At 71.2% G+C, this 14,477-nt stretch carries 14 protein-coding genes; 7 read left to right on the top strand and 7 right to left on the bottom strand.

Features of this window, described 5'->3' with window-relative positions; genetic code table 11:
• Positions 1-47 precede the first annotated feature (47 nt).
• Together ABZW11_RS01225 and ABZW11_RS01220 are read left to right on the top strand one after the other, a co-directional pair.
• Positions 48-1,088, top strand: a complete 1,041-nt coding sequence (locus ABZW11_RS01225; protein ID WP_355411324.1) for a glycosyltransferase — start codon at positions 48-50, stop codon at positions 1,086-1,088.
• A 12-nt stretch (positions 1,089-1,100) separates the two neighbouring features.
• The gene (locus tag ABZW11_RS01220; protein ID WP_355411322.1) at positions 1,101-1,814 is read left to right on the top strand and encodes an acetoacetate decarboxylase family protein; all 714 of its coding nucleotides are present in this window, start codon (positions 1,101-1,103) and stop codon (positions 1,812-1,814) included.
• Between the two features lie 31 nt (positions 1,815-1,845).
• On the opposite strand, the gene ABZW11_RS01215 is transcribed toward ABZW11_RS01220, so the two are convergent.
• The 6 genes from ABZW11_RS01215 to ABZW11_RS01190 form a co-directional block, all read right to left on the bottom strand.
• Positions 1,846-2,730 carry a glycosyltransferase gene (locus ABZW11_RS01215; RefSeq protein ID WP_355411320.1) on the bottom strand — a complete coding sequence of 295 codons (885 nt, stop codon included), beginning with the start codon at positions 2,728-2,730 and terminating at the stop codon, positions 1,846-1,848.
• Between the two features lie 183 nt (positions 2,731-2,913).
• A complete protein-coding gene (locus ABZW11_RS01210) occupies positions 2,914-3,681 on the bottom strand; it encodes a CDP-alcohol phosphatidyltransferase family protein (RefSeq protein WP_355411318.1) in 768 nt (255 codons plus the stop codon).
• Positions 3,659-4,699, bottom strand: a complete 1,041-nt coding sequence (locus tag ABZW11_RS01205) for an iron-containing alcohol dehydrogenase family protein (RefSeq protein ID WP_345409547.1) — start codon at positions 4,697-4,699, stop codon at positions 3,659-3,661. The genes ABZW11_RS01210 and ABZW11_RS01205 overlap by 23 nt, the downstream gene beginning before the upstream one ends.
• A 28-nt stretch (positions 4,700-4,727) precedes the next feature.
• Positions 4,728-5,462, bottom strand: coding sequence for a phosphocholine cytidylyltransferase family protein (locus tag ABZW11_RS01200; RefSeq protein WP_355411316.1), 735 nt, complete (start codon positions 5,460-5,462; stop codon positions 4,728-4,730).
• 76 nt (positions 5,463-5,538) lie between these two features.
• Entirely contained in the window at positions 5,539-6,147 is a 609-nt protein-coding gene (locus ABZW11_RS01195) for a DUF5941 domain-containing protein (protein ID WP_355411314.1), read from the bottom strand.
• An 11-nt stretch (positions 6,148-6,158) separates the two neighbouring features.
• The gene (locus ABZW11_RS01190) at positions 6,159-7,577 is read right to left on the bottom strand and encodes a CDP-alcohol phosphatidyltransferase family protein (RefSeq protein ID WP_355411312.1); all 1,419 of its coding nucleotides are present in this window, start codon (positions 7,575-7,577) and stop codon (positions 6,159-6,161) included.
• Positions 7,578-7,688: 111 nt separating this feature from the next.
• Here ABZW11_RS01190 and ABZW11_RS01185 point away from each other — a divergent pair, with 111 nt between their 5' ends.
• On the top strand, positions 7,689-8,456 hold the full coding sequence (locus ABZW11_RS01185) for an IspD/TarI family cytidylyltransferase (RefSeq protein WP_355411310.1): 768 nt from the start codon (positions 7,689-7,691) through the stop codon (positions 8,454-8,456).
• Positions 8,457-8,618: 162 nt separating this feature from the next.
• Positions 8,619-10,355, top strand: coding sequence for a CDP-glycerol glycerophosphotransferase family protein (locus tag ABZW11_RS01180; protein WP_355411308.1), 1,737 nt, complete (start codon positions 8,619-8,621; stop codon positions 10,353-10,355).
• A 74-nt stretch (positions 10,356-10,429) separates the two neighbouring features.
• Here ABZW11_RS01180 and ABZW11_RS01175 read toward each other — a convergent pair whose 3' ends face one another.
• Positions 10,430-11,446: a glycosyltransferase family 2 protein gene (locus ABZW11_RS01175; RefSeq protein WP_355411306.1), complete on the bottom strand. Its 1,017-nt coding sequence runs from the start codon at positions 11,444-11,446 to the stop codon at positions 10,430-10,432.
• An 82-nt stretch (positions 11,447-11,528) separates the two neighbouring features.
• Between ABZW11_RS01175 and ABZW11_RS01170 the strand changes: the two genes are divergently transcribed.
• From ABZW11_RS01170 to ABZW11_RS01160, 3 genes are all read left to right on the top strand, one after another.
• Positions 11,529-12,968 carry an LCP family protein gene (locus ABZW11_RS01170; RefSeq protein WP_355411304.1) on the top strand — a complete coding sequence of 480 codons (1,440 nt, stop codon included), beginning with the start codon at positions 11,529-11,531 and terminating at the stop codon, positions 12,966-12,968.
• Between the two features lie 34 nt (positions 12,969-13,002).
• Complete coding sequence (locus ABZW11_RS01165; protein ID WP_355411302.1) at positions 13,003-13,350, top strand: STAS domain-containing protein; 348 nt, start codon at positions 13,003-13,005, stop codon at positions 13,348-13,350.
• Between the two features lie 179 nt (positions 13,351-13,529).
• Complete coding sequence (locus ABZW11_RS01160; protein WP_355411300.1) at positions 13,530-14,366, top strand: LLM class flavin-dependent oxidoreductase; 837 nt, start codon at positions 13,530-13,532, stop codon at positions 14,364-14,366.
• The last annotated feature ends 111 nt before the right edge of the window (positions 14,367-14,477 follow it).

Raw genomic sequence — 14,477 nt, 5'->3', positions numbered from 1 at the left:
CCCCCCGCATTAACGCCGTTGACCGGGTGAGCGCGGAGCATCGACCCATGCGCGCATGTGTCGCCACGACCGTCCATCACCCCGAGGACGCCCGGATCATGCACCGGCAGATCCGGGCGCTGCTCGACGCGGGCCACGAGGTGACCTACGTGGCGCCGTTCACCCATTTCAACGTGACGCCCGCCGCGGAGCTGACCGCGGTGGACGTGGCGCACCTCGCCTCGCCGGGCCGCGCGCGGGCCGCGCTCAGACGCGGCCTGCGGGGCGCGGACCTGCTGATCGTGCACGAGTACCGGCTGCTGCGGACGCTGCCCCACCGGCGTCCTCACGTCGTCTGGGACGTACGCGAGCAGGTCTCCCCCAGGCGGCTGGCCCGCGCGCGGCGGCGCCACGAGGTGATCACCGCCGCCGAGGTGCCCGAGGCGACCCTGGTCTCCCCCGCCCCGCCGGCGCCGGGCGATACGAGGGTCGTGCACCTCGGCCGGCTGTCGGCCGAGCGCGGCGTGATGGAGCTGATCGGCCTGGCCGGGCGGCTGGTGCCGCACGGCATCAGGCTCGACCTGATCGGCGCCGCCGCGCCCGGCGTCCGCCCGCTGCTGCGCGACGCGCAACGGGTGGGCCTGCTCGACTGGTACGGCCACGTCCCGCTCCGCCACGCCCTGCGCATGGCAGAGGGCGCGCTGGCGGGCCTGTCGCTGGCCCACGCCACGGTGACCACGCCGCCCACCAAGATCCTCGACTACATGGGCCGCGGCCTGCCGGTGATCACCACCCCGCAGGGCGCAGCGACGGTCGAGGCGGCCGGCTGCGGGCTGGTGGTGCCGCTGGACGTGGACGCGGTGCTGAACGCCGTCCTGGACCTCAAGGAGGACCCGGCGCTGCGGCTGAAGCTGGGCGCGCTCGGGCACGTGGAGGCCCGCCTGCACCACCACTGGCCCGACCACGCGGCCGCGTTCGTCCAGCGGGCCGAGACGTGGGCCGCGCGCCCGTCCAGGGCGGGCCACGATGGCGCCGCGGGCTGGTTTCCGTTGCCCCGACACAGCCGGACGCCACCCGGTGCGGGAATGGCCACAGGACGTGGCGGTTGATGTACTGGTGTTATGGCATCGCATCTGATCCAGGGCCGGACGCTGGACATGCCCGTGCGGGTGAGGGACGCAGAGGTGTGCAGTGCCTTCTACCCGGTGCGTGCCGACGCCGCCCGGGCGGTGATCGCCTACTCCGGGCTCGACGTGGCCGAGGTGCTGCCCGGCAAGGCCGTGTGCGTGCTGGTGTTCGTCGACTACCGCGACGGTGACCTCGACGCCTACCACGAGTTCGGCATGGCCTTCCTGGTGCGCAGGCCGGGCGTCCCCGCGAGCGTGGGCCCTGGCGAGCTGCGGCACGCGGGGGTGTTCGTGCACTGGCTGCCGGTCGACCAGGCGTTCACGCTGGAGGCCGGGCGGTCATTGTGGGGGTTCCCGAAGGAGCTGGCCGACATCGAGCTGCGGCTGCGGTCGCCGTACAAGCGGTGCATTCTGCGCAAGGACGGGCGGCTGGTGCTCGATCTGCTGGTCAAACCGGGCGCGCCGGTGCCGGGGGCGAGCGTGATGGCGCCGCTCGACGCCTACACGCACCGCGACGGCGTCACCAGGGTCGTGCCGTGGACCGTACGCGCGCGCGGCGCCCAGGTGCGTCCCAGCGGCGCGCTGATCCGCCTGGGCAACCATCCCATCGCCAAGGAGCTGAGCGAGCTGGGGCTGCCCAAGCGGGCGATGTTCAGCAGCACGGTCGCGCACGCCGCGATGTGCTTCGGCGAGGCCAGGCCGCTGTGAGCGTCCGGCTGTGAACGTCAGGCTGTGAGCGTCAGACGATGGGCGGGCGGCCCAGCTTGACCATGCGCCACGCGGTGCGCCACGCCATCGGCCGCCGCTCACCGGCCGGGGTGCGCAGGCCCTCGAAGAAGCCGGAGAACCACGCCTTGAGCGCGGCCGAGGAGCCGCGCTCGCGCACCAGCGTGAGCACCACCCAGTTGGTGAGGTAGAGGAAGGCCAGCGGCCACGGCAGGTTGCGGCGGGCCAGCCAGACCCGGTTGCGGGCGTTGAGGCGGTAGAACTCCGCGTGCCTGGTCGGCGGTACCTGCGGGTGGTACATCACCGTCTCGGCGTCGTATTCGATGCGGTAGCCCTCGCCGAGCAGCCGCCAGGCCAGGTCGGTCTCCTCGTGGGCGTAGAAGAACCGCTCGGGCAGCCCGCCGACCTGGAGGAAGGCAGAGCGCCTGATCGCCGACGCGCCGCCGAGGAACGTGGTGACGGGCGACGAGCGCTGCGGGTCGCCGGCCCGCAGGCGCGGCACGTGGCGGCGCTGGCCGATGCCGCCGTCGGGGTCCATCACCCGGAAGGAGATGACCGCGAGGTCGGGCTCGGTGGCGAAGCGGTCGCGCACATGGGAGACGACCTTCTGGTCGGCGTACCAGCCGTCGTCGTCGAGGAACAGCACGACGTCGCCTGAGCACTCTTCGACGCCCCGGTTACGGCCGGCCGGGATGCCGGTGTTGTGGTCGAGCCGGATCGATTTCACGACCGCGGCCGAACCCTCGGGTGGCGTCGCCGACAGCTGGGGCACGTCGGCTCCGTTGCCTACGATCACCACCTCGACGTCGCCGTCGACCTGGTTGAGCGCGGACTCGACCGCCCGGTTCAGCTCCGCAACCCGGTTGCCCATGGTGAGGATGACGCACGAGATCTTCAACGAATCATCGTCCTGACGCGTTGAGAACACGAGCGGAGCATTCTTTCATGATCACCGAGTCTGCTGGTCTGCATGGTCCTGGATGGTGAAGCTAAGCGTATCGGAACCGACAGTGAACCCCCACCGAACCGCGGACGTCCGATCAATACGACGGACAAGACGCCTCGGCGGTTCCGGTGGAGATCAAGCAAGTCGTCTCGATGCCATGATGCTGATCAGATGCAGCACCACTTGCACGGCGGCGGCGATGGCGCAGGCCACCACGAGCACCCGCGTGGCCGTCGGCACGCCGACGATCGCGTCGATGATCGCGGTCACCACGGCCAGCAGCGACAGCTCGATGGGCTGCATGATGCGGTGGAACTGCGTCGCCGCCAGGATCCGCCGCCCCAGCCCGAGCAGCCCCGAGCGGAACTGCACGGCCGCCGCCTCGGTGGCCGTGCCCAGCCCGCCCTTGGCCCTGGCCACCTCCACCAGGTCGCTCTCGGCCTTGATGAGGATGGCGCCGAGCGCCCCCGCGAAGCCGAGCACGGTGTACCAGTCGGGCAGCACCTCGGAGGCCCGCCAGCCGAGCCCGGCCAGCACGGCCGCCTCGGCGAAGTAGGCGCCCACCCGGTCGAGGTAGACCCCGGCCGGCGAGGTCTTGCCCGTCCAGCGGGCCAGCTCGCCGTCGGAGCAGTCGAGCAGCAGGTAGACCTGGATGAGCAGGGCGGCGAGCACGGCCGCCCACAGCCCCGGCAGGGCCAGCACGAACCCGGCCGCCACGCCGGCCACCGTCATCACCCAGGTGAGCTGGTTGGGCGTGACGGAAGTCTTGGTCATCGCCCAGGTGACGTAGATGGACAGCCGGCGCATGTAGAGCACGCCCGCCCAGTGCTCGCCGTTGCGGCGCTCCAGGTGGCCCGCGGGCTGGGCCACCTGCCTCAGCTCAGCTACCGAAGGCCCGGACATAGTCCCCCACCCGATCGCGAATCTCCGAGTCCTGCATCCGCAGGTGCTCCAGGATCGTGTAACGGCCGGGGCGGGTGGCCGGGGCCAGCGCGACGACCTCGGCGAACTGCTCGGCACTCAGCCCGATGTCGCCGGGCACGACGGGCAGCTCGTGGCGGCGCAGGCAGCCGACGACCTGCTCGACGCGGGCGGCGTCCTCGCGCAGGAAGAAGCAGAAGGCGGCACCGATGCCGGCGAGCTCGCCGTGGTTGGAGGTGCCGGGGAAGAGCTGATCCACGGCATGAAGGATCTCATGGTCTCCACCGCTCGCGGGCCGGGATGAGCCCGCTACCACCATGGAGATGCCCGACAGGATCAGCGACTCGGCGAGCACGGTCAGGAACGCGTCGGACTCGATGGAGTCCTTGCGCCCGATGAGCGCCTCCGCGGCGGTGCGCGACATCGAGCAGGCCAGCCCGTCGATGGGCTCGCCGCGCTCGACGTTGCCGAGCTGCCAGTCCTCGATCGCCGACAGGTTGCTGATGACGTCGCCGACGCCCGCCCGCACCAGCGACTTCGGCGCGCTGTGCACGAAGTCGAGGTCGACGAGGATGGCGAGCGGCATCGGCACCCCGAACGTGCCCTTGCCGCCCTCGTAGACCAGCGAGGCCGTGGGCGAGCAGATGCCGTCGTGGGACAGGTTGGTGGCCACGGCCACCATGGGGATGCCGGCCAGCGACGCGGCGTATTTGGTCGCGTCGATCGTCTTGCCGCCGCCGACGCCCACCACCACCTCGTAGGCGCCCTTGCGCAGGTCGGCGCCCAGCGAGACGGCCGCGTCGACCGTGCCGTCGGCCACCCTGAACACCTCGGCCTCGCCCAGCGTGGGCGCGATGAGACTTTCGATGTGGTCGCCCTGGCCGGGGCCGACCGCCACGGCGACCCGGCCGGAGGTGGCCACGCGGCTGTCGGCCAGCAGGGCGCCGAGCTCAGCCACCGCGCCCCGCCTGACGTCCATCGTCAAGGGCGCCGGCAACATCCTCGCGAGAAGCGGCATGCGCGCCCCCTCAGTAGTGGACGGCTATGGTGCGGGCCTTGGCCAGGTCGTCGTGGTTGTCCACCTCGACCCAGTCGACCTCGCCGATGGGCGCGGCGTGGATCAGCTCGCCGCGATCGACCATCTCCTGGTAGCCGTCCTCGTAGTAGAGCTGGGGGTCGCGCTCGTACGTGGTCTTCAGTGCGTCGGCCAGCCGGTCGGCCGCGCCGGGGCGGATGAGGGTGGCGCCGATGTACTCGCCGTAGGCGTCGGCCGGGTCCATCAGCTTCGTGATGCGCCGCAGCGCGCCCTCGGGCGTCAGCGTGACCTTCATCTCCTCGTCGGCCAGCTTCTTCACGTTGTCGACCGCGAGCAGCACGTCGCTCGTCTCGGGAGCCGACAGCAGGGTCTTCTCCACCGAGACGGGGTGCACGGTGTCGCCGTTGACCAGCAGCACGCCCTGGGCGAAGTAGTCGCGCGCGCACCACAGGGAGTAGGCGTTGTTCCACTCCTCGGCCTTGTCGTTGTGCACGAGGGTGAGCCGGACGCCGTGGCGCTGCTCCAGCTCGTCCTTACGCTCCTGCACGGCCTGCGCCGCGTAACCGACGACGACCACGACCTCGCGCAGGCCCACCTCGGCGAGATTGCGCAGCGAGATGTCCATGATCGTGGTTTCGCCGTCGACCGGCACGAGCGCCTTGGGCAGCGTGTCGGTGTACGGCCGCAGGCGTCGTCCGGCCCCAGCGGCCAGAACCATTCCCAGCAACGTGCACTCCTCAGTCGGCATGACTTCCGTGGCCCAAAGAGTATTCGTCTTTGGACCCCGTGCGGGTAATCCGGCGTCAGTCTTGCGTTCCCGCCTCGGCGGCCTCGACCCCGGATCGGGGTGCGGCGAGCCAGCACGTGAGGCTCTCCCAGCCGAACAGGCCCCAGAGATAGACCGCGAGCACGACGTAACCGCTGCTCAGCCACCCTGACAGGGCGATCAGCGAGATCGCCATCATCCTGCCGTCCCAGCCGAGCCCGAGGGTGGCCAGCCACGGCGGCGGGTAGACGCCCTGGCGCAGCCGGTAGACCAGATCGTAATGATGGAAGGCGAGCGCGCCGAGCAGCACGAAGATCAGCACGGGGTGCACGCCGTGGGCGAAGCCGCAGGCGGCGATGAAGGTGTACTCGATGAGCCGCAGGATCGGCGGCACGAGCCAGTCGAACCTGCCGTCGTGCGGGTGCGTGCTGCCCGGGCCCGCCAGCAGCAGCGTCACGGCGGGCGCGAACACGGCCAGCCCGTCGGCCCCCGCCACGCCGATGACCAGCAGCACGCCCGTCACGAACGTGCCGGCGAGCACCGGCGGCAGCGGCGGCAGCTGCCCGGCCACGAGCAGGCCCATGGCACGTGAGAGCGGCCCGTCGTCGCGGTAGGCGACGACCGTGCTGTTGGGTACGGGGGTCATCTGCACCGATATCACCTGGCCGACCTCGCGATCCGTCCGGCGAGCTGGTAGACGGCGGCCACGCCGCCCCAGCCGAGCAGCGCCAGGAACGTCACGCGGGCGTTCCAGAACGCGGCGGTGACGGCGATCAGCGCCATGCGCTCGCCGATGGGCAGCACGATCATCTTCTTCAGCCAGCGGGCGATCGTGTCGCGTTCGAGCCGGTGGGCGAGCTTGAGCACCCCGCCTGGCGCGCGGCGCACGTCCTGGGTCTCCAGCAGGCTGCGGGTGGGCCGGCCCCAGGAGGCGCCGACGCGGGCGCCGTCCTCGACCGCCCCCGCGTACGTGGCGTCGATGCCGTGCCTGACCACCTGGAGGATCATGGCGGCCACGGCGAGGTACCAGATGCCGGGGTCGGCGGAGCCGGCCGCCAGGCCGACGTAGACGGCGTACTCCTTGAGCCGGTCGGACATGCCGTCGGCCCACGCCCCGAGCGGCGAGAAGCTGCGCGTGTAGCGGGCGAGCTGGCCGTCGAGGCAGTCGAGCGCGAACGACAGGTAGACCAGCGCCGCGCCCAGCACGAGCGCGCCGCGGGTGCCGCCCGAGAACCACACGGCCGCCAGCACCGCGAGCCCGGCCGAGATGCCGGTGACGGTGTTGGGCGTGAGCTTGAGTCGTACGGCGGGCTTGATGAGGTGGCGGGTCCAGGTGGAGACGAAGAAGGTGGCGAAGAAGCCGTCGTCGGCCTTGACCGAGGTGTCGAGCCTGACCTTGGCCTCGTCGACCTCGGACAGCCGGCGTACGGCGGCGTCGGCGGCGTTCTGGCCGGTGACCCGGTCGGCGTGCAGCGAGCCGATCGCCGCCGCCCGCACGCTCACCCCCGACCTGACGAGCCCGACGAGCAGCAGGTCGACCGCCTCCACCGGGGTGACGGGGCCGAGCCTGCCCTCCTCGGCCAGCTCCGCCAGCTCCTCAGCGACGTCGGCGAGCGTGCCGAGGTCGGCCTCGCCGGCCTGCAGCACGCCGCGGAAGGTCGCGTTGGACTCGGGCACGAGGTGGAACGAGCTGCCCGCGGCCACGACCTTGCCGCCCTCGACGCGGACGGGCGGGCGCATCGGGGCGGCGGTCGCGTCGTGGGAGATGAGCGCGGCGGTGCAGCGCGCGGGATGTTCGAGGAGCTGCGCGAGCGCCTCGGTGTGGGCCACCAGGTCGGCGGGCAGCACGGCCACCGCGCCCGTGGAGGTGCGGACGATCTTGGCGATGCCGCGCAGGTCGGCAGGCAGGCCGCCGCCCGCGCTCATCACCTGCACCTCGCGGACGGGCAGGGTGGCGAGCTGGTCGTTGAGCCGGTCGAGCAGGGTGCCGTCGCCGCTGAGAAGCCTGCCGGCGGGCGTCGTGGCGAGCAGCACGACCGACGTGGCCGTGCTTTCGCGGGTCAATGAGTCGGGCAAAGCGCAGGTCTCCTCCCGGTCGGGGTGGAGTGCGTGGACTGGGGGGTGCGTAGACACAGCGTAGCGACAGGTCAACGCGATATCACGGACCGGCACCGTTACGCTGCCCGTATGAATTCACGACTGCGATCGGTTGGAGTGCTCCTCGCGGGCGGCGTCGGACAGCGGCTCGGGGCGGCCACGCCCAAGCAGCTCATCGAGGTCGCGGGGCGGACGATCATCGAGCACTCGCTGGCCGCGTTCGAGCGCGCGCCGGAGATCGACGAGGTCGTGGTGCTGATGACGCCCGGATACGCCGACCGGGTGCGGGAGATCGTGGCGGCCGGCGGCTACCGCAAGGTGAGCAAAATCGTGGACGGCGGGTCGAGCCGTACGGAGAGCACGTGGCGGGCCCTGCAGGCGATCGGCGCGCAGGAGTGCAACGTGTTGCTGCACGACGCCGTACGCCCGCTTCTGGAGCCCCGGATCATCACGGAGTGTGTCCGCGCGCTGGAGACCCACGAGGCCGTCAACGTGGCGATCCCGAGCTCCGACACGATCTTCACGGCCGTGCCTGAGGACGGCGGCGAGGTCATCGGCGAGGTGCTCGACCGGTCGCGGCTGCGGCGCAGCCAGACCCCGCAGTGCTTCCGCCTGTCGGTCATCAGGCGGGCCTACGAGCTGGCGATGGCCGATCCCGGCTTCGCCGGCGGCACCGACGACTGCGGGGTGGTGCTGCGGTACCTGCCCGAGGTGCCGATCCACCTGGTGCCGGGCAGCGAGCGCAACATCAAGGTCACCCATCCCGCCGACCTGCACATCGCCGAGCTGCTCTTCGAGCTGCCCGCGCCGGTGCCGCGCGGCGACGGTGGCCGCGCTGCCCCGGGCACCGGCCCTTGATTGGGCCGGTGACGGCATCCGGGTCAACTGCGTCAATACCGGTGCCTCTCCGCTCCTGGTCGCTCAGACCTCGCTGGACATTCTCATCTCCGACCTATCAGGGCAAGTCATAGACGTGCGCGTTGACGGCGCTTGACCCGCACCTTGTTACCGTGCGTTCGCATGAGGAGACTCATCGTGAGCGCGGCGCTGCTCGGCTGCTACCCCGTCCTGCTGGTCGCGGCCCTGTGGCCGGCGCCGGTGCTGTTCGGACTGGCAGCTCTGGCGTCCTACGCCGTCGAGTACGCCGCACCGCGCGCCGCCCGCCCCCTCACCGAGGCGCTGGCCAAGGTGCACCTCGGCATCACGCTGCGCTTCGCGGTCCGCGAGACCCTGGCGCTGCTGCTGGTCGCGCGGACGACGGGCGCCGACTCGCCGTGGTTCGTGGCGCTGGCGGCCGGGATGCTCGCCGTCCACGGCGTCCGCGCCCTGCACACCGGGCTCGCCCTGCGGCTGCGGCAGATGCTCAGCAGGATGCCGGTCACCACGCGCAACCTCGACGTCTCCGCGCTGCGCATCCCCAAGCTGCCGCCAGGGCCGCTGCGTGACGGCCGCAGCGTGGTCTTCCTCTACCTCGACGCATTGCCCGTGCTCGGCGCCGTCCAGGGGGCCGCGCCCGCCACGATCGGGGCCGCCCTGGCGCTCACGGCCGGGCTCGCCGCGGCGCTCGCGCTCATCCCGTACGTCCGCCGCGCCGCCCCCCTCACCGACCGCGCCCGCGTCCTGGAGGTCGTCGGCGAGCAGATCGAGCGGTACGCCCCCGAGGTCATCCTGTACTTCTCCGGCGCCACCGCCGCCGCCTACCAGGCCAGGATGTGGCTGCCCACCCTCGAACGCGTCCGCCGCCGCGCCATCGTCGTCCTGCGCGAGCGCGGCATGGCCGCCCACCTGGAGGGCACCAGCCTGCCGATGGTGTGCATCCCGTCGTCGGCCGACCTCATGAGCTTCCGCGCCCTGGCCGGCGCCAAGCTCTGCCTGTACGTCTCCAACGTCGGCAGGAACGTCCACATGCTGCGCATCCCCACCCTGCGCAGCGCCTTCCTCAACCACGGCGACAGCGACAAGGAGGCGTCGTTCAACCCGTTCTCGCGGGTGTACGACGAGGTGTGGGTGGCCGGGCCCGCGGGGCGCGACCGCTACCGGCGGGCCAAGGTGGGCGTCAGGGACGAGAACATTCACGAGGTCGGCAGGCCGCAGCTGGAGGGCATCTCGACGAAGGGGCCAGGGCTGCCGTACCGGACCGTCCTCTACGCGCCCACCTGGGAGGGCTGGAACGACGACCTGTTCCACACCTCGCTCGTCACCATGGGGCCGCGCATCGTGCGGGCGCTGCTCGACCACCAGCCGCCGCTGCGCGTCATCTACAAGCCGCACCCGCTCACCGGCCAGCGCGACAAGGCCGCGACCCGGGCGCACCGCAAGATCGTCGCCATGATCGAGGCCGCCGAGCTGGCCGCGTCGAAGGCCCGCCACCCCTCCCGCGCCGCCGCCGAGGAACCCCGCATCCGCCACCTCATCGTCACCGGCCCCGAGCCGCACCTGTACGACTGCTTCAACGAGTGCGACCTGCTGATCAGCGACATCTCCAGCGTGGTGGCCGACTTCCTGGCCAGCGAGAAGCCGTACGCCGTCACCAACGTCGCCGGCCTGCCGGAGTCCGCCTTCCACGAGCGCTACCCGAGCACGGAGGCGGGCATGCTGATCGACGCCGACCTGTCGGGCCTGACGGAGTTCCTGGACGGCGAAGACACCCTGGCCAGGGCCCGCGTCAAGCTCCGCAGCTACTTGTTCGGCCCGGAGTACCCGGACGCGCTGACCCGCTTCGACGCCGCCATAGAACGCCACTTCACCGACTCCTGACCACCCACCACACAAAGCGGGTCCTTTGAAGAAGGACCCCGCCGGAGTGCGGCGGGGTCCTGATCTGCGGGGGGTCAGTTGAGGGGGCGGGAGAGTTTCCTGGGGCTGGTCAGGAAGCCCCAGCCCCAGGAGCAGTGCATGGTGGCGTACACCAGCGGCAACCGGAGCCGGGCGCTCATCGGGAGGCCGCCGCCGGTGAGGACGGAGCCCGCCACGATAGCGAGCAGGTAGCCGCCGGGGATGATCAGCCCGAGGGGGAAGAACGGCGAGACGACCAGCCCGAGCAGCATCGCCAGCACGGCGGCCGGCGGCGCGAGGTAGCGCAGGTTGATCGTGCCCTCGTGGGTGCGGGCCACCACCCGGCGCCATCGCCCGTAGTGGAAGTACTGCTTGGCGAGCGCCTTGACGTTGGGCCGCGGCCGGTAGGTGACCCGCATGCGGGGCTGGAACCACACGAGCCCGCCGGTCTGGCGGATGCGGTGGTTCATCTCCCAGTCCTGGGCCCGCTGGAAGTGCTCGTCGTAGCCGCCCACCCGGTCGAGCGCCGAGCGGCGGAAGACGCCGAGGTAGACGGTGTCGGCAGGGCCGGAAGTGCCGCCCACGTGGAAGGCCGCCGCGCCGACCCCGATCTTCGAGGTCATGGCGCAGGCGACGGCCTGTTCGAAGGGTGTGATGCCCTCGGCGGCCATGATGCCGCCCACGTTGTCGGCGCCGGTCTCGGCCAGCGTCTCGACGGCGACGCGCAGGTAGTCGGAGGGCAGCATGGCGTGCCCGTCGACTCTGGCGACGATGCCGTTGCGCGAGGCGCCGATGGCCGCGTTGAGCGCGTTGGGCGTCCGTCCTGTCGGATTGGGCACGACCGTCACCCGCCGGTCGGCCGCCGCGATGGCGTCGGCGACCTCTTGGGTGCGGTCTTGTGACGGCCCCACGGCGAGGACGACCTCGATCTCGCCGGGGTAGTCCTGGGCGAGCACCATATCGACGGCCTCGCGGAGGTGCCGCTCCTCGTTGAGGACCGGCATGATGACGGAGATGGGGGGCCAGCCGCGCGTCTCCGCGGGCGCGTGCGGCGAGTCGGGGAACTGCTTCATGGCGGGGCTCACGCTACTGTACGACCGAGGCAGGAGGGCAATCCAACGCCCGATACTCCGGCGTGAGCAAGAGGGGGACGGGATGGGCGACCCGGGCGAGGAGGACGGCGGTGTGCTCGTGGGCGGCGACGCCTACGGCGGCGTCAAGCTCTCACCCGCACGCACCCGCAAGCCGCGCAGGAGCGCCAAGGCCCGCCGCCGCAACGTCATACTCGCCGGCTTCCTGTCCTCCTGCGTGCTGGTGACGACCGGCGTGGTGTGGGCCACGCCGCGCCAGATCGGCACGGTCGACGCCGGGGTGACCGCGCGCTCGTCGAGCGGCGCCGAGAACATCCTGCTGGTCGGCGTCGACAAGCGCGACGACCTCACCCGCCAGCAGCAGAACCGGCTCAAGCTGGGCCGCGAGGCCGGCCAGCGCACCGACACCATGATGGTCATCCACCTGTCGGAGGACCACAAGAAGGTGACGGTGGTGAGCCTGCCGCGCGACACGTGGCTGACGATCCCCGGCAAGGGCGACCACAAGATCAACTCGGCGTACCAGTTCGGCGGGCCGAAGCTGGCCAAGCAGACCGTCGAGGCGGCGACCGGGCTCGAGATCAACCGCTACATCGAGGTCAACATCCTGGGCTTCATCGACGTCGTCGACTCCCTCGGCGGGGTCACGGTGTGCACGCCGGTGCCGATCGACGACACCAAGATCGCCCTCAACCTCCCGGCCGGCACCCACCAGCTCAACGGCGTGCAGGCGCTCGGCTACGCCCGCACCCGCGCCACCGCCCGCTCCGACCTCGACCGCATCGACCGCCAGCAGCAGGTCATCTCGGCGCTGCTCAACCGGGCGCTCAGCGCCGACACGCTGGCCAACCCGGGCAAGCTGGCCTCGTTCGTCAACTCGACGCTCAGCACGGTGAAGGTCGATCCCGACGACGGGTTGCTCGGCCTGGCCACGCAGTTGCGTGACGTGTCGCTGGGCGACGTGAAGTTCGCCGAGGTGCCGCTGGCCGACGTCGACTTCAGGACGCCCACCGGCGAGTCGGCGGTGCTGTGGGACAAGGCGGCGGCCCGCGAGATGTTCAGGAAGATCGGCGCGGACGAGGACCTGGCCAAGCCGACCACGTCCACGTCCCCGAAGCCGTCGGCCAAGCCGACGGCGCTCGCGCCCGGAGACGTCTCGCTCAAGGTCAAGAACGGCACGCTCATCACGGGTCTGGCGGCGCGGACGAAGGAGGCACTCGTCGCGTACGGGTTCAAGGTGCCCGGCAAGCCCGGTAACACCGACAAGAAGGACTACAAGCAGACCTTCATCAGGTACGGCGCGGGCATGGAGCAATCGGCGAAACTGGTCGCCACCGCCATTCCGGGCGCCGAGCTGCGCGCGGCCGACATCGACGGCATCGAGCTGATTCTGGGCAGCGACCAGCCGAAAGTCCAGCAACGGAAGTCAACGGCCACCCCAAGTGCCAAGCCGAGCGTTACACCAACCACTAAAACGGCAATGGAGAACATATGTAAGAAATAGGTATAACATTCCGGGTGACGGGCAGGTGAGGCCCATGGTGGTCAATTGCTGGCGAGAGGAACCCTGCACGGTTCTGCACGTCGTGGGCGATCTCGACGTGGCCGGAGCGCCCAGGCTCCGCGCGGAGCTGGAGCAGGCGTTGTCCGCCGCCGGCCCGCCCAATCTGGTGGTCGATCTGACCGAGGCGCCCTTCTGCGATTCCGTCGGGCTCGGGGTGCTCGTGGCGGCGTACAACATGATCCAGAACATGAACGGCCGGATGATCCTCGTCGTCGCGCCGGGAATGATCCGCCATCTGCTGACGATCACCCATCTCGACCGCCATTTCGAGACGAGCGATTCGCTCAACGCGGCACGCGCTGCGCTCGACAGCGCCGCCTGACTCCCCTTTCCTCGTGAAATGTGCTGAACGCCTGCGCCGGGCGGCCGTACCCTCGCCGCCGAGGGCCTGCGCCGCATCGTGGCCGCCACCGACGTCGCGAACGCCCCCACTGCCGCCGCGTTCCGCCGTGCTGGATACTCGGAGGTCGGCCGGTTGTTCCGCTATCACTGGAGGACATCGTGAGACTCGGAGTCATGTACGACCGGGACCTTCCGCCCGAGCAGCTCGTCCCGTTCGCGCGGGCGCTCGACGAGACGTCCGTCGACGACCTCTGGGTCGTCGAGGACCTCGGCTGGACCGGCGGCGTCTCGGCGGCGGCCACCGCGCTCGCCGTGACCTCCCGGCTGCGTGTCGGCATCGGCATCACGCCCGCGCCGCTGCGCAACCCGGCGCTGCTGGCCATGGAGCTGGGCAACCTCGCGCGGCTGCATCCAGGGCGGCTGGCCGCCGGCATCGGCCACGGGGTGGGCGACTGGATGCGCCAGGTGGGCGCCGCCGTCCCGTCGCCGCTCTCCCTCCTGGAGGAGACGATCACGTCCGTACGCGCCCTGCTGCGCGGCGAGACCGTCACCCTCTCGGGCAAGGAGGTAAGTCTCGACGGGGTGTCGCTGGTGCACCCGCCCGTCGTCGTGCCGCCCGTGCTCGCCGGGGTGAAGGGGCCGCGCTCGCTGGCGCTGTCGCGGCGGGTGGCCGACGGCACGATCCTGCCCGAGGGCATCGCGCCCGCCGACCTGCCCCCTTACGTCTCGCGGATCGACGGGGGCGCCGATCACGAGCTGGTCGTGTTCGCTTACCTGCGTCTCGGCGCTTCCACGACGGACTCCCAGGCCCTTGTCGAGGGGCAGGCCGGGTTCCTCGGGGTCGAGCCGTCGGAGGTGGCGGTCGCCGAGGGCACGCCCGAACAGGCTGCGGCGCACGTCAAGGAGCTGTGGGCGGCGGGCGCCACCACGGTCGCCGTCCGGCCGCTCGGCCCCGACCCTTTGGGGCAGGTGAGGACCCTGCTGTCCGCCCTCTGACCCTCGTTGGCCGAATGGTCGATGCCTGCGGCGGTTCGTTCGGCCGGACGGCTGATGGCCCCGGTGTCCCGTTCGGCCAGCATCGACGGCATGAGGCAGATCGCGGCGCTT

This window comes from Nonomuraea sp. NPDC004580 (assembly GCF_040609855.1).
Classification (GTDB): domain Bacteria; phylum Actinomycetota; class Actinomycetes; order Streptosporangiales; family Streptosporangiaceae; genus Nonomuraea; species Nonomuraea salmonea.
Note: the sequence above shows the minus strand (reverse complement) of the source record. Positions and strands in the feature narration are given on the sequence as shown.

What these genes read in the sequence shown, in the direction of transcription:
- ABZW11_RS01225 (WP_355411324.1), top strand. Translation starts at nt 48, where the DNA reads ATGCGCGCATGTGTCGCCACGACCGTCCATCACCCCGAGGACGCCCGG.
- ABZW11_RS01220 (WP_355411322.1), top strand. Translation starts at nt 1,101, where the DNA reads ATGGCATCGCATCTGATCCAGGGCCGGACGCTGGACATGCCCGTGCGG.
- ABZW11_RS01210 (WP_355411318.1), bottom strand. Translation starts at nt 3,681, where the DNA reads ATGTCCGGGCCTTCGGTAGCTGAGCTGAGGCAGGTGGCCCAGCCCGCG.
- ABZW11_RS01205 (WP_345409547.1), bottom strand. Translation starts at nt 4,699, where the DNA reads ATGTTGCCGGCGCCCTTGACGATGGACGTCAGGCGGGGCGCGGTGGCT.
- ABZW11_RS01195 (WP_355411314.1), bottom strand. Translation starts at nt 6,147, where the DNA reads ATGACCCCCGTACCCAACAGCACGGTCGTCGCCTACCGCGACGACGGG.
- ABZW11_RS01185 (WP_355411310.1), top strand. Translation starts at nt 7,689, where the DNA reads ATGAATTCACGACTGCGATCGGTTGGAGTGCTCCTCGCGGGCGGCGTC.
- ABZW11_RS01180 (WP_355411308.1), top strand. Translation starts at nt 8,619, where the DNA reads ATGAGGAGACTCATCGTGAGCGCGGCGCTGCTCGGCTGCTACCCCGTC.
- ABZW11_RS01175 (WP_355411306.1), bottom strand. Translation starts at nt 11,446, where the DNA reads ATGAAGCAGTTCCCCGACTCGCCGCACGCGCCCGCGGAGACGCGCGGC.
- ABZW11_RS01170 (WP_355411304.1), top strand. Translation starts at nt 11,529, where the DNA reads ATGGGCGACCCGGGCGAGGAGGACGGCGGTGTGCTCGTGGGCGGCGAC.
- ABZW11_RS01165 (WP_355411302.1), top strand. Translation starts at nt 13,003, where the DNA reads ATGGTGGTCAATTGCTGGCGAGAGGAACCCTGCACGGTTCTGCACGTC.